The sequence below is a fragment of the Clostridium sp. CMCC3677 genome, assembly GCF_023845585.1.
Lineage (GTDB): Bacteria > Bacillota > Clostridia > Clostridiales > Clostridiaceae > Clostridium > Clostridium aquiflavi.
Map to the genome: position 1 here is coordinate 215,780 of NZ_JAMQHS010000005.1, position 13,971 is coordinate 229,750.

At 26.6% G+C, this 13,971-nt stretch carries 15 protein-coding genes; 10 read left to right on the plus strand and 5 right to left on the minus strand.

Going from position 1 to position 13,971, the window contains the following annotated elements; genetic code table 11:
* Positions 1-135 precede the first annotated feature (135 nt).
* Both NG901_RS07955 and NG901_RS07960 read left to right on the plus strand, forming a co-directional pair.
* Positions 136-786, plus strand: a complete 651-nt coding sequence (locus NG901_RS07955; RefSeq protein WP_252213419.1) for a hypothetical protein — start codon at positions 136-138, stop codon at positions 784-786.
* A gap of 106 nt (positions 787-892) precedes the next feature.
* Positions 893-1,441, plus strand: coding sequence for a hypothetical protein (locus NG901_RS07960; RefSeq protein WP_252213422.1), 549 nt, complete (start codon positions 893-895; stop codon positions 1,439-1,441).
* Positions 1,442-1,565: 124 nt separating this feature from the next.
* On the opposite strand, the gene NG901_RS07965 is transcribed toward NG901_RS07960, so the two are convergent.
* Positions 1,566-2,108 carry a hypothetical protein gene (locus NG901_RS07965; protein ID WP_252213425.1) on the minus strand — a complete coding sequence of 181 codons (543 nt, stop codon included), beginning with the start codon at positions 2,106-2,108 and terminating at the stop codon, positions 1,566-1,568.
* Positions 2,109-2,388: 280 nt separating this feature from the next.
* Between NG901_RS07965 and NG901_RS07970 the strand changes: the two genes are divergently transcribed.
* From NG901_RS07970 to scpB, 7 genes are all read left to right on the plus strand, one after another.
* Positions 2,389-2,811: a hypothetical protein gene (locus NG901_RS07970; protein ID WP_252213427.1), complete on the plus strand. Its 423-nt coding sequence runs from the start codon at positions 2,389-2,391 to the stop codon at positions 2,809-2,811.
* A 107-nt stretch (positions 2,812-2,918) separates the two neighbouring features.
* On the plus strand, positions 2,919-4,490 hold the full coding sequence (locus NG901_RS07975; protein WP_252213430.1) for an alpha-amylase: 1,572 nt from the start codon (positions 2,919-2,921) through the stop codon (positions 4,488-4,490).
* A gap of 200 nt (positions 4,491-4,690) precedes the next feature.
* Positions 4,691-5,323, plus strand: coding sequence for a stage II sporulation protein M (gene spoIIM / locus NG901_RS07980; protein ID WP_252213433.1), 633 nt, complete (start codon positions 4,691-4,693; stop codon positions 5,321-5,323).
* Positions 5,324-5,442: 119 nt separating this feature from the next.
* A complete protein-coding gene (locus tag NG901_RS07985) occupies positions 5,443-6,321 on the plus strand; it encodes a tyrosine-type recombinase/integrase (protein WP_252213436.1) in 879 nt (292 codons plus the stop codon).
* 292 nt (positions 6,322-6,613) lie between these two features.
* Positions 6,614-7,804: a D-alanyl-D-alanine carboxypeptidase family protein gene (locus NG901_RS07990; protein WP_252213441.1), complete on the plus strand. Its 1,191-nt coding sequence runs from the start codon at positions 6,614-6,616 to the stop codon at positions 7,802-7,804.
* A 217-nt stretch (positions 7,805-8,021) separates the two neighbouring features.
* Positions 8,022-8,777: a segregation/condensation protein A gene (locus NG901_RS07995; protein ID WP_252213443.1), complete on the plus strand. Its 756-nt coding sequence runs from the start codon at positions 8,022-8,024 to the stop codon at positions 8,775-8,777.
* Entirely contained in the window at positions 8,761-9,354 is a 594-nt protein-coding gene (scpB, locus tag NG901_RS08000) for an SMC-Scp complex subunit ScpB (RefSeq protein ID WP_252213446.1), read from the plus strand. Before NG901_RS07995 ends, scpB begins: the two co-directional genes overlap by 17 nt.
* Positions 9,355-9,463: 109 nt before the next feature.
* Here scpB and ytfJ read toward each other — a convergent pair whose 3' ends face one another.
* Both ytfJ and NG901_RS08010 read right to left on the minus strand, forming a co-directional pair.
* Positions 9,464-9,946: a GerW family sporulation protein gene (gene ytfJ, locus NG901_RS08005; protein WP_252213449.1), complete on the minus strand. Its 483-nt coding sequence runs from the start codon at positions 9,944-9,946 to the stop codon at positions 9,464-9,466.
* Positions 9,936-10,502 (minus strand): DUF2953 domain-containing protein, encoded by a 567-nt coding sequence (locus NG901_RS08010; protein WP_252213451.1) that lies wholly within the window; start codon positions 10,500-10,502, stop codon positions 9,936-9,938. The genes ytfJ and NG901_RS08010 overlap by 11 nt, the downstream gene beginning before the upstream one ends.
* Positions 10,503-10,642: 140 nt before the next feature.
* On the opposite strand from NG901_RS08010, the gene NG901_RS08015 reads away from it, so the two are divergent.
* Positions 10,643-11,512, plus strand: a complete 870-nt coding sequence (locus tag NG901_RS08015) for a D-alanyl-D-alanine carboxypeptidase family protein (RefSeq protein ID WP_252213453.1) — start codon at positions 10,643-10,645, stop codon at positions 11,510-11,512.
* 74 nt (positions 11,513-11,586) lie between these two features.
* Here the strand turns inward: NG901_RS08015 and NG901_RS08020 are convergent, their stop codons facing one another.
* Positions 11,587-12,864 (minus strand): FAD-dependent oxidoreductase, encoded by a 1,278-nt coding sequence (locus NG901_RS08020; RefSeq protein ID WP_252213455.1) that lies wholly within the window; start codon positions 12,862-12,864, stop codon positions 11,587-11,589.
* On the minus strand, positions 12,861-13,850 hold the full coding sequence (locus tag NG901_RS08025) for a sulfide/dihydroorotate dehydrogenase-like FAD/NAD-binding protein (RefSeq protein WP_252213457.1): 990 nt from the start codon (positions 13,848-13,850) through the stop codon (positions 12,861-12,863). The genes NG901_RS08020 and NG901_RS08025 overlap by 4 nt, the downstream gene beginning before the upstream one ends.
* Positions 13,851-13,971 lie beyond the last annotated feature (121 nt).

Consider the following 13,971-nt stretch of genomic DNA (forward strand, 5'->3'; position numbering starts at 1 on the left):
GAAAGTACTAAAAAAATGCAACATCTTGTTAAATGGTATAAATATAATAAAGAAAAATTGCACCCAATAGAATTAGTATCAGATATCTAAATTTTGTGTAATCTAATATTAGAGTTATTAATTATAAGGTGAAATATGGATTTAAATAATTTTAGTGGAATTGAAGAACTTTTGAATTATTTAGGGTATGAAAAAATCACTGAAGAAGATGATGAATCAACAGAATCCAATGAATCAAGCAATGAAAGCAATACAAGCGATTGTAAGTGTAAAATAGATCCAACAGCAGGGGCAAGTACAAACTGGTGTTCAAAGTTAAATTTAGATATACCAGGTGGATTTCAAGATATAAATCCAATATTATTTGTAACTTTAGGAGAAGTTATAGGAAATGTTATTTCTGGACAATTACCGTACAATGTTGCTAATACTATATCTAATCTTATTATTCTTGTTGGTCAAATAATAGAAACTTATGGTACGCAGCAGCAATATTATGAAATAGGACCTGGAAGATACTTCAATTATGCATATAAAAATGTTGAAAATCCTTTTTGCAATTTTGATACAAAGAAAGAAGAGGGTTTAAATAATGCTAATGATTTAATTAAAGATGAAAATTTAAAAAAAGGTAATTTAAATGAAGATAAAGGTTTAAGGCAAAAATATAATAACATAAATGATATATGTTTTAAATTAGAAAATTTAGAATGTGAATTTAATAGAATTGTAACTAAAATGTATGAATTAGAGAAAAGAATAAAAAAGATAGAAAATAGTAAATAGACTAACAGAGAAAATTATTTCTAGATTAATATAATATTAGATCCCCATTTGGATAGATAAAACATATATTGTAATAATTTTTTATAATTTTAGATATAGGTGAGATATGGATAACAATAGTTTTTATGATTTAGATGAGATATTAAAGCATCTTGGCTATAAAAAATGTGAAAAGAATAATTCTGATGATAAATGCAAAGAAAAAGATGAAGAAAGAAAGTGTAAAATTGATCCAAGTGCTGGGGCAAGTACAAATGAGTGTCAAAATTTAAACTTAGATATGCCATGTGGATTTCAAGATTTAGACCCTATGTTAATGTTAGTTATTGGAGAATTGATAGCTAATGCAATATCTAGTAAATTACCATCTAGCTTATTAAATGCTTATGGAAACTGGCTACAATTAGTAGGACAAGTAATTGAAACATTTAATGCACAGCAACAGTATCAACAAGGTGGTCCGGGACGGTATTATAATCCAGAGTATAAGAATGTAGATAATCCATTTTGTTCAAATGAAGATGTTAAACTTGACAAAGAGTACAAGTACAAAAAAAGAAATAAAAAAGATAATTGTGATAAAATAAAAAAATTAACTTTTAGGGTAAATCAATTGGAAAAGGAAATAGAAGAATTAAAGAAAAACTTTAAATGAATACCTCTAATGAGTATTTTTCATTAGAGGTATTTTAGAGTTAAATTATTCTGTAGAATTTTTCTTTATATCGATAGCTTCTAATTGAATAAAAGCTTGAAGTCTAATAAAATTAGCATAAATTTTATTCAATATCATCAAAATAGTTCATATAGCTTTGATCATCATATATATTTTCAGCTTTATCTTTTCCAAGTTGAATTTTTTCTTCTATATATAATGCTTTATCTGTAAATAAATAATCAAGGTCCATATCCTCGCACCAAAGATACTTAGCATAGGTAATTAATTCATCTATAGATATAGATGCACATCTTAGTATATTCTCATCTAAATTTTCTAATTTAATTTCTGCATTAAGATAACCGTGATGTATTCTTCCATCAAAGCTAGAATTACCTTTAATAATTAATTCATCAGATAATTCAATACCTCTAGTAGAAAATCTTATTATAGGTTTTTCACACCAAGAATAAGGATATGAAAGTAAATTAAATTCTTCAGGCTTTATGGCTACAAATTCAATATCATTTGTTTCTTCATTAGAATATGTATATATTGAAGCTGAAGTTCTATCCATAAGGTCTAAAAGATTTTCTTTTTCATCTCCTTTATTAAAACAAAACCAAGTTTCATAAAAATGTTCATTTGTAATGTAAATATTCAATATTTTCACCTCATTAAATATATTTATATAAATTAAAAATGTGTTAATTTTAAAAATTAAGCTTTACTTTAAAGTAATAATTTTTTATAAAATAAAGTCCACCTTATTTTAGTGTACATAAAATAATATTGACATGCAATATAGAAACCTTTACCATATGAGTATAAGGCTTCTAATTATACTTTTATAAAGTATAATTATTTAAATTCAACTTGTCAATTATTAAAAATAAAATCGTTTACAGTATGTAGGGAAATAATATAAGAGAGGGGATTTAATTATGAATTCAAAAAAATATGGTCAAGATGTATTTATTGAAAAAATAAATGAATTAAAGAATAAGGAAAGTTTCACTTTAGATTATGGGATTAAATCTATAAAAACTTTATACGATATGAAGGATGAATGTGAGTTACTTTCTATAAGAGATACAATAGATATTGTTATTCTTAAAATAGCAGAAAAAATATCTTTTAGTAAAATAGCAGTAAAGGTATTTAAATATAAAAAATTTAGAAGTAAATTGTCTGTAGATCAAAATAGAATAATCTGGTATGAAGGTGTTGAACGTGTAGGATCAGCAGATGGAATAAAGCAAGTTATTTTTAGAGAAGTAGATAATATGGAAGAAATTCTAATAGAAAAATTTAATGGAAGATCAATAAGAATTAATGAGAAAGCTTTTGTTTTAGGATGGGAATAAATTAAAACTTATATGACTTAAGATAGGAATTAATCCTATCTTAATATTTAAAAACAAACTGGTATCGTTACCAAAGCATAATTTTGTGAATTAAGGAGAGGATAATAATGACAATAGAATTTTTAATAATAATAGTATTTGCAATAATAGGAGGAGTAATGTATTTGAATTTAGAACAGGACAAAGCTAATGACGTAGAAAAAAATGAAGACAAAGTTTACATAGAAGATAAAAAAGTGACAAACAAAACTATGATGCAATATTTTGAATGGTATTATCCTAATGATGGTTCTCTTTGGAGTAAAGTAAAAGAAAATTCTAAAAAGTTAAGCAAAAAAGGGATTACTGCACTGTGGCTTCCGCCTGCTTATAAGGGGGTAGAAGGCATTAATGATGTTGGGTATGGAGCGTATGACTTATATGATTTAGGAGAATTTAATCAAAAAGGAACCATAAGGACTAAATATGGTACAAAGGAACAATATTTAGATGCTATAAATGAAGCACATGATAATAATATAGAAGTATATGGAGATACTGTATTTAATCATAAAGCAGGTGCAGATGAAAGTGAGATAGTAAAAGCTCAATTAGTAGATAGTAATAATAGAAATAATATTATAGGAGAAGAAAAAGAAATAAAGTCGTTTACTGTATTTAATTTTCTTGGTAGAAATAATAAGTACTCTTCTTATAAATGGAGTGCAAAAGATTTTGATGGGGTAGATTTTGATGATTTAACAAAACAAAATGGAATATTTAAATTTGTAGGGAAAGAATGGGAACAAGATGTAGATAATGAAAATGGAAACTTTGATTTTTTAATGTGTGCGGATTTGGATATAGATAGCAGAGATGTTGTAGAAGAACTTAAAACATGGGGAAATTGGTATGTAAATGAATGCAAGTTAGATGGTTTTAGATTAGATGCAATAAAACATATAAAATTTGATTTTTTTACAGAATGGTTAAATGATATTAGGAATAAGAAAGGTGACAATGTATTTGCTGTTGGTGAATATTGGTCTGGAGATATAAACAAATTAAAATACTATATTAGTAAATCACAAAATGTTATGTCGTTATTTGATGTTCCTCTTCATTATAAATTTTATGAAGCAAGCAATTTAGAAGAAAACTTTGATATGAGAACATTAATTCAAAATACCTTATTAGAACATGATGAAAAAATTTCAGTTACTTTTGTTGATAATCACGATACTGAACCTGGTCAGGCGCTTGAATCTTGGGTGAAACCGTGGTTTAAATTAATAGCATACACATTTATATTAACAAGGCAAGAAGGATATCCTTGTGTATTTTATGGAGATTATTATGGAATTCCTGAAAAGGGGTTTGATGGTTTTAAGAGTCAGCTGGATGTGATTTTAAATGTAAGAAAAAAATATGCTTACGGTGATCAATGTGATTATTTTGATGATAAAAATATAATTGGGTGGACTAGACAAGGCGATTTGGTGCATGACAATTCAGGTGTTGCGGTATTAATAAGTAATGGAAATGAAGGTAGTAAAAAGATGTTTATGGAGACTAAAAATATAAATACTGTTTTTATAGATATAACAGGAAATGTACAAGAAGAAATACTAATAGACAATGAAGGAAATGGGACTTTTAAAGTAAATAATAAATCATATTCAATATGGGTTAAAAAATAATAAAAAAATTTTAGATGACTTAATAAGGGTCATCTATTTTTTATGTAATTAAAAAGTTTATAAAGCAAGCATTCATCACGTTTTAGTGGATTTTATAAAAGGAATTCTAGTATTTTAATTAACATATATTTTGTTAAGTACTATGAATAATATGGAAAAATTAAACATAGTATAAAGTAGAGTAACTCAAGGAGGAATAAGTGGTGAATTATATGGTGAATAAGCTTGGTCAAACCTTTAAAGATAAAAAAGTATATTTTTTCATGGTATTAATAATGTTTTGCATTGGAATATCTTTTGGACTTTATGTAGTAAAGTACATGAGCGAATCCAACAGAAATGATTTGTTAAGTTATTTTTCAAGTTTTACATCTTCGATAGGGGACACGCCTATTAATTATGAAAATTTGTTAATTAATGTTATAAAAAAGAATATGTTGCTAATTATACCTATATTCATGTTTGGTTTTACTTTTTTTGGAATGCCGTTCATATTAGTTTTAGATATGTTTAAAGGATTTACGTTAGGATATACATTTTCGTTTATACTAACAACTTTTCAGGGCAAAGGTATTGGACTAGCATTAGTATCTGTAATTCCTCAAAATTTAATTTATATTCCTTGTTTTATAGCATTAAGTGTTATAGCATTAGCTATGTCAACTCAAAAATTTAAAAGTAAGTTTTTTAAAAGAGCGAATTTAAATGATCCATTTTTTAATTCTTTAGGAAATAAACTGATTATAATCTTAGGATTTTTTATATTTGCAGCTATTATAGAAACTTATGTGTCACCTAATTTTATAAAATTTGTGGTTACTAAATTTTATTAGTTTTATAATTAAAAAACATATATAGAAAATTATAAACTTAAGATATAAATCTTAATTAAAGAGGAAAAATGATAATTTTGTCGAATATTAATTCATAATCAATGGTATAGGAGAGAATAATGGTAGATAGTATAAATAACTATAAAGAATATTTATTTGATAGTGGAAAAAGTGAAAATACTATATATGCTTATGTAACGGATGTGACATTATATCTTAAGTTTTTGGATAAGAAAGGTATAGATGTATATAAGAGTGATAAATTAACAGTTATGGCATATATTCAATATTTATTAGAGTCAGGAAAATCCGAAAGATCTATAAATAGAATAGTTATAAGTCTTAGGAGTTTTTACTCTTATTTAAAAAGTCAGTCATTAATAAATGAGGTACCAAAGATAGAGTATAAAAGTTCTAAAAATAATAGAAAGTTACCGCAAATTTTAACAGTAGATGAAGTAGATAAAATAATTAGAACAGTAGAGAAAGATTGTCCAAAAGGAATTAGAGATAACGCATTGCTAGAGCTTATGTATGCTACTGGAATGAAAGTATCTGAACTAATATCTTTAAATGTAGATGATATTAACTTGGAATTACACTTTGTAAGATGTACCGATAGTAGAAATTTTGAAAGATTAATACCTATAGGTAGAAGTGCTTGTAAAGCATTAAATGAATATCTTAGCATAAGATATAAAATAGCCGAATGTGGAGTTCCTAACTTATTTGTTAATCTAAATGGAAATAAATTAACAAGACAAGGGATTTGGAGAATAGTAAAAGAGTATTCTAAAAAAGCGCAGATAGACAAAGATGTAAATTTAAATACATTTAGACATTCATTTGCGGTACATTTACTTCAAAATGGTGCAAATGTAAGAGCTGTACAAAAGTTACTTGGAAATCAAGTATTAACATATATGGACACTTATTATGAAATAATAAATAATGATAAAATTAATTTTATATATATGAATACACATCCAAGAGCTTGATTTCACTAACTTTAAGTAAAATTAAATATTTTTTTAATTACAAACTTCCACTCAGTTGCCACCGAAAAAACTATATTTCGGTGGCAAATTTAATTTTCGATTTAATTAAATAGTTATTCACTTAAAAACTGATACCTAAATTGGTGTCAGTTTTTATTTTTCATTGAGTTTGTTTAGACTAGATATAAATAAAAATAAACTAAAAATTTTGTCACATAATAAGGAGTTTTATAGTTTTATAATAATATTATTTATTATTTTGGTAACACTAATTTTGAAGGGAGGAAGATTGATGAAAAATAATATAAAAAGAATAATATCTTTTACATTGGTTTTTGTTTTGACTGTTATATTAATACCAATAGGAGCTGTAAATGCATCTATGCTAGAGGATGAAGTTAAAGCTGAGGGTATGAATGTAGAAGCAAAATCAGCATTATTAATTGAACCAACAACAGGAAAAGTTGTGTATGAAAAAAATCCAGATGAAAAGTTTGCACCAGCATCTGTAACCAAAATCATGACAATGCTTCTTACCATGGAAGCAATAGATAATGGTAAAATTAAATTAGATGATAAAGTAACTTGTAGTGAAAATGCAAAAAAAATGGGTGGAAGTACAATGTTACTAGATACAGGTGAAATAAGAAGTGTTGAGGAATTATTAAAGGGTGTAGCTATAGCGTCTGGAAATGATGCAGCAGTTGCTTTAGCCGAATATTTAGGTGGAACAGAATCAGACTTCGTTGTATTAATGAATAAAAGAGCTCAAGAGCTAGGAATGACAAATACAGTATTCAAAAATTGTAATGGACTTCCTGCAGATGGACATTTATCAACAGCACGTGATATTTCGTTAATGTCTATTGAGTTATTAAAACATCCAACTGTATTAAAATACACAGGAACTTATATGGATTCTATTTCAGAAGGAAGAAAGTCACCAATTGAACTAGTAAATCATAATAAATTAGTTAGATTCTTTGAAGGTTGTGATGGATTAAAAACAGGTTTTACAAATGAAGCAAAATATTGTATTTCTGCAACAGCAACTAGAAATGGAGTAAGAATGCTTACTGTTATTATGGGGGCACCAACTTATAAAATAAGAAATAGAGATGCAGGAATATTATTAAATCATGGATTTTCAAAATATGAAGGTAAAAAAATAGTAGCAAAAGATGAAGATGTAGAAAAAATTCTTATGGATAAACAAACAGATAGATTTTTTATGGCAAAAGCAAAAGAAGATTTAACAGCAGTATTACCTAAAGGAAACAATGGTGAAATTTCTAAGAAAATAGTTATTGAAGAATTAAAACCTGAATATAAAATGGGTGATATAGTAGGAAAATGTGAAGTTTATCTAGGTGAAGAAAAAGTAGGAGAAGTAGATATATATTCTGATAGAGATATAAAGAAAGGTAATCTATTTGATAATATAAAATATAATATAAAAAACTTATTTGAAAAAGGAGTATAGAAGAAACTTTTAAGATAACAATTTTAAATAGCACTTATAAAAAGATAGATTGTTAAGGGAAGTTATTTTGACTTCCCTTAATTGAGTTTTCTATTTATTTCAATAATTAATATATATTCTTATAAAGGTAATAAGCTTGTTTAAAATATATTTAATTGATATTATTTAAATAAGATAGTAAAATACTAATATCCATGCTAAAAAGGTGAGTGAATATATGGATTTTCCAAGTATTAAGATAAAAGATTTTGAAGGCCCATTTGATTTATTACTTCATTTAATTAAAAAGAATCAAATGGATATTTATAATGTAGAAATATCAAAAATAACAAATCAATACTTAAAATATATTGATGATATGAAGGTTATGGATTTAGAAATAACATCAGAATTTATAGTCGTTGCAGCTACATTAATAGAAATAAAATCTAAACATTTATTGCCTAAAATTAAGAAAGATGAAGATGAGGACGAAGAAGATCAAGAAAAAGATCTTATTGAAAAACTTATTTTATATAAGAAAATAAAGAAGGCAGCTGAATTTTTTAAAGAAAGATATATTAATTCAGGTGAATTGTATACTAAAAAGCCAGAAATAATAGAAGAAATAAATTTACCTCATAATAATGAAGATATATTTAAAAATTTAACTCTTTTGGAATTATATAATATGTATAACAACCTTTTAGAAATATATAATAATAAACAAAATAAAGCTAATGTAATTCAAAAAAGAATATATGTTGATAAATATAAAATTGAGGACAAGCTTGAGTATCTTTTAGGACTTATAGAAAATAATAAAGTTAGTAAATTTTCAGAAATTATTAATAAATGTGAATGTAAATTAGAATGTATTGTTAGTTTTTTAGCTTTACTTGAAATGGTAAAGCTAAGAAAGATAAGAGTATATCAAAGTGATAATTTTAATAATATATTAATTGAAAGGAGAGAAGATGATGGGGAAGAGTGATAGACTACAAATTCAATTTTTAGAAGAATTTCAAAAAAAATCTTTAAAATCAGGAATTGAAGCATTGCTTTTTGCAAGTGGTGAGTCATTGACAGCTAAGGATTTATCAATTTATCTTGAAGAAGAACTTAAAATTGTTGAAAATACTATACAAGAAATGATAGAAGAGTATGATATGCAAGAACGAGGAATAAAGCTTATTTCTATTAAGGGATCTTATCAATTAGTTACAAAACCGGAAAATAGCAACTTTATACAAAAGTTATTGAAGAAAAGTAAGCGCCAATCATTATCACAAGCTTCTTTAGAAAGTTTATCAATAATAGCATATCAACAACCTATAACTAGAATAGATATTGATGAAATAAGAGGGGTAAAATCTGAAAGTGCCCTTCAAAGATTGTTAGAAAGAGATCTTATTAAAGAGGTAGGACGATTAGAAGTACCAGGAAGGCCAATATTATATGGCACAACTGAAGAATTTTTAAGACAATTTGGGATTAAAGATTTAAATCAACTTCCATCACTAGATTTTTTTGAAGAGGATAAATCTTATGATTTAGAAACAGAATTTTAGTAGTACATAATTTATTTAAAATTAACATTAAAAACAGGTGTATTAAAGTATTTATTAATACACCCATTTAAATTAATGTGTATGAAATTAAAAAAATTAGGAGTTATTTTTAATCGTCTGTAGTATCACTAGAAGATGTATTTAAATTTTCAGTGATATCAAGATCGATATTAGTATTATTACCATGTTTAGCACTTTTATTCTTATTTTTCATTTCTTTTATTAAATCTTTTGCCATATCTATGACCTGGGGGACTGAATCAACAATTCTATCATAAGTAGAATCTTGATCAACTGGAATCATTCTTATACCATCTTCTTTAACGACTAAAAATGCGACTGGTTTAACAGAAACACCAGCACCTGATCCACCACCAAAAGGAAAATTTGATTCACCATTAAAGTTTTTATCTAATGTAGAGTATTCAGCTCCTCCGGAGGCAAAACCAAAACTTAATTTTGAAACAGGAATGATATAAGTACCATCTCGTGTTTCAACGGCATCGCCTATTACTGTATTTACATCAATCATACTTCTGAGATTTTCCATTGTGCTTCTCATCAATTTTTCAACAGGTTGTTCATTTGTCATAATTATTCCCTATATAGGGGTCCACCTCCTCAGAATAAAGTACTGATTTAAATATAATAATCAGTACATATATAATTTTTACAATAGAAATGAATATTATACTTGAAATTTCAAATTTTACTAAAAATTTATCTTCAAATATTGGATTTATATTAAATTTAAACTTATTTATTTTGTAAGGGATACTTAAAACAAAATAAAATATAGGTGTAAATTGAGATAATAGTCCATAAGTTATTGCAGTATGGGCAGAATCATTAAGACTATAATCTAAATTACCTTTTAAATTAATTTTAGGCTTAAATTTTGAATTATATAATTTTTGTATTAAATATTTTTTATGTATAATATCAAAAATATTTAAAGAATCTTTCTTTTTTTTGTGTGATTTTGATTTTGTATTTGAGCTTTGTTTTTTCTTTTTAATTTTTTCTTTTGATATTATAGTAAATTTATATAACTTTATATAATAATTATCAAATGAATAGTAAATACTAATTTTTAATGGAATAGGTGCAAGGATAATTATCATTAATATGAGTAAAAACAATTTCATAAATATATCTCCAATTTCTAAAGGTATTGTAATTATTGACATGTTATCCAAAAATAAAACTGATTTTTTTTGAAATATAGGTTTAAAATTAAAATTTCAAGGAAAAATAGAAGTAAGTAGTAATTAAGAAGGTGAGTATTATGAGAAAAACTATTAAAAATAATATAGTAATAATAATATTACTAAGTATTATGCTTTTTCAAATTTTCTCAAAAACTGTTTTAGCAGATAGCAAATTAAAAGATAATTTTAGGGTAAATGCAAGATGTGCAATAGCACTTGATAGAGAATCTAAAGAAGTACTTTTTGAACAAAATGCGTATGAAATAGTACCGATGGCAAGTACAACAAAGATAATTACAGCAATAATTGCCATTGAACAAGGTGATTTAGATAAAAAAGTAGTTATAAGTAAGAATGCTGCTTCAATAAGAGGGTCAAAAGTTGGGTACAAAGCAGGGGAAGAAATAAGTTTGAAGGAACTTGCATTTGGTTTAATGTTTAAATCAGGAAATGATGCAGCAATAGCCATAGCTGAATCATTAGGAGGTTCTGTGGAAGGATTTGCACAAATAATGAATCACTATGCTACAGGAATTGGAATATTAGACTCACATTTTGAGTCTCCTCATGGATTAGATAGTAATTCACATTACTCTTCAGCATATGATTTAGCTATTTTAACTGCAAAAGGTATGGAATATGACTTATTTAGAGAGATAGTTGGCTCAAAACAAATTAGTAAAGAAAAATATAATTTTACAAGAGACTATAATAATATAAATAAAATACTTTGGCTTATTCCAGAAGCAAATGGTGTAAAAACAGGTTATACTGGTGGAGCAGGTAAATGCTTAGTTTCATCTGTAAATCATCAAGGTAAAGATATAATTATAGTTGTATTGAATTGTCCTGATAGATGGGCACAAACACAAAAAATATATAATCATATTTTAGAAACGGTGGCATTCGAAAATCATAATATTAAGGAATTAGTTTATAAAAATTAAATATTAAAGCAAAAATAGTCTGTTTAATTTAAGTTTTTTTAATTAAACAGACTATTATTGTCAGCTATTAACTTTTAACATAATCTTTGCCCAAATATATTATCTAAATTAACCTTTTTAACACGTTCATTTATTTCATCAATATTAGTTGTATACAGACCTAATTCTTGCATTCTCTTAAAATATCCTGCTCCTGCAAAAGTATATCTATTCTTTCTTCCTTCCCTTGTATTAGCTTTTTCATTTGCAAAACTTATAATATCACCTACTGCAATAGAAGAAGGTAATATTAGAAGAGGCATACCCATAATAAGCCTAACTGCATTATGCCCAGATAATGTTCCGGTACATATAGCTTCTGTATGGCCAACAAAAAGACCACTCTTTTCTCCAGCACAGAATAAATTGTCTACTCCTACAACTTTTAAATCATTTGTTCTAGGTGCTACTGATAAATATCTAATTGAATTTCCTTTACTACCTGCATATGGATCAACATATTTAGCATATTCTAATCCCTTTATTTTTCTCAATTTTTCTAGTGGATAATAGGTAGTCATAAGTTTGGCATGACCTGTATCAAGAAGAACTACATTCTCAGCAAATTCTTTTAACGCATATTGTTGACAAACTTTAGTGCTAAGCTTTCCATAATTAACGTCTTCTTTAGGAATTTGTAATACTACGACACCGTCCTTATCTAATTTATTTTTAATATCTTCAGATAAACTTTCTTTCGCTAATTTACAAGAGCCTGAGAATGCACCTAGCACATCATCATCTCTTTCTCCTTGAATATCAGCAACTCCACATCTTTCACTAATACTAATTCTAGGACCAAATGCTGGGCATCTTAAAATGCACATTGAACAACCATTTCCGTAACGCAAACAATTTCCCATAGGTCCTGTTGTTCCTGTTGTCTCTATAAATACATCACCTTTAATATAGGTTCCATCACTTAAATAAACACCATGAATTTTATTTCCATCAAATTTAACATCGTTAACTCTACTTTCTATTAATATTTCTATTCCTAATGAAATTAAATATTTTCTTACTTCTCCTTCTATAAGATTTACATTATATAAAGTAGCATGTTTATGGCCTGGAAAATCTATATTTCTATGAGTTGATACCCTATCAGTAATTTTTATTAAATCTCCGCCACCTAAAGCAATAAGTTCTTCAGATGCAGTATATCTTCCATTGTTTCTCATTATTCCACCAACGTTACCTAAGCCGAGTAGAAGATCTGTTTTCTCTATTATAACAACATCAGCTCCTGCTTTTTTACTACTGATTGCTGCAGCACATCCAGACCAACCTCCTCCAATAATAACAACCTTCATATAAATCTTCTCCCTTCAAATATACTTCTTGGATCAGCTTGCTCCTTACAAAATCTTCTTACTCTATGACCAGAGAATCTTGCTGTACATGCTCCACAAATTCCTTCACCACAGCACATTTTAAAATTATTACAACAAGACAATAAAACATCTTTTCTATCTAATTTATCTAAATATTCAATAACCTCGTAGGTAAAAATGTCAGCTCCAGCGATATGAATATAATTAACCCCATCTTTTAAGGCTTCTTTTATGATAACCTTACAATGATCAGAAAGTTTTCCTTTATCAAGTAATTCATTCTCACTTGCCTCTACAGAATATTTTAATAATAATTCATTAGAAAAATCATCTGTAAATGGTGTTTTATCTATAACAACTTTCACCTCATTATCTTGAGAAAGTAATTTTCTTATAACTGGCATCATTGGAGCTACACCTATACCTCGTGCTAGTACTAATGATTTACCTCCTTTTTGAGAAGTTATATTTTTAATACCAAAAATTCCATTCCAATAAGGGCCTCTAATAATTATGTTTTCTTCTGCTTTCAAATTTAAAATGCTTTTAGTTTTTATTCCTCTAACTTCTATTAATATTGTTATAATGTTTGTTTCTATATCAGATTCCATAATGGAAATAGGTACATCAAAATATTTATTTTCATTTTGACTTACAAATATATAACTTCCTGGCTTAACTAAATCTAATGCTAATTTATGTGGCGCTTCAAATTTAATCATTACAACTTCATCATTAAAATTGGTTATATCTTTAATTAGACAGCTGTAACTTTTTCGTCCCTCTTTTGCCTTATTACCATTATTAAATAATTCTTGATATATACAAACTCCTTTCCAATTTAAACAATCACAAAAACATTCCCCTTGTAGCTGAGAACATATTAAACATTCACCAGTTTCTGCTAACTTGCAAGGGCAATATTCAGTACCAGCATCTATGCAATCTCTTGGTTCTTTTACCATCGTCTCTCCTTTAGATAAAATTACTCCTCTTAATAATTTATAATTTTAACTTTAATTTGACACAAATAAATTGTGACAAAATTTTTACTTACTAATTATAATGAGTTATGCTCCAAACGTT

What these genes read in the sequence shown, in the direction of transcription:
- NG901_RS07955 (WP_252213419.1), top strand. Translation starts at nt 136, where the DNA reads ATGGATTTAAATAATTTTAGTGGAATTGAAGAACTTTTGAATTATTTA.
- NG901_RS07960 (WP_252213422.1), top strand. Translation starts at nt 893, where the DNA reads ATGGATAACAATAGTTTTTATGATTTAGATGAGATATTAAAGCATCTT.
- NG901_RS07970 (WP_252213427.1), top strand. Translation starts at nt 2,389, where the DNA reads ATGAATTCAAAAAAATATGGTCAAGATGTATTTATTGAAAAAATAAAT.
- NG901_RS07975 (WP_252213430.1), top strand. Translation starts at nt 2,919, where the DNA reads ATGACAATAGAATTTTTAATAATAATAGTATTTGCAATAATAGGAGGA.
- NG901_RS07985 (WP_252213436.1), top strand. Translation starts at nt 5,443, where the DNA reads ATGGTAGATAGTATAAATAACTATAAAGAATATTTATTTGATAGTGGA.
- NG901_RS07990 (WP_252213441.1), top strand. Translation starts at nt 6,614, where the DNA reads ATGAAAAATAATATAAAAAGAATAATATCTTTTACATTGGTTTTTGTT.
- NG901_RS07995 (WP_252213443.1), top strand. Translation starts at nt 8,022, where the DNA reads ATGGATTTTCCAAGTATTAAGATAAAAGATTTTGAAGGCCCATTTGAT.
- scpB (WP_252213446.1), top strand. Translation starts at nt 8,761, where the DNA reads ATGATGGGGAAGAGTGATAGACTACAAATTCAATTTTTAGAAGAATTT.
- ytfJ (WP_252213449.1), bottom strand. Translation starts at nt 9,946, where the DNA reads ATGACAAATGAACAACCTGTTGAAAAATTGATGAGAAGCACAATGGAA.
- NG901_RS08010 (WP_252213451.1), bottom strand. Translation starts at nt 10,502, where the DNA reads ATGAAATTGTTTTTACTCATATTAATGATAATTATCCTTGCACCTATT.
- NG901_RS08015 (WP_252213453.1), top strand. Translation starts at nt 10,643, where the DNA reads ATGAGAAAAACTATTAAAAATAATATAGTAATAATAATATTACTAAGT.
- NG901_RS08020 (WP_252213455.1), bottom strand. Translation starts at nt 12,864, where the DNA reads ATGAAGGTTGTTATTATTGGAGGAGGTTGGTCTGGATGTGCTGCAGCA.
- NG901_RS08025 (WP_252213457.1), bottom strand. Translation starts at nt 13,850, where the DNA reads ATGGTAAAAGAACCAAGAGATTGCATAGATGCTGGTACTGAATATTGC.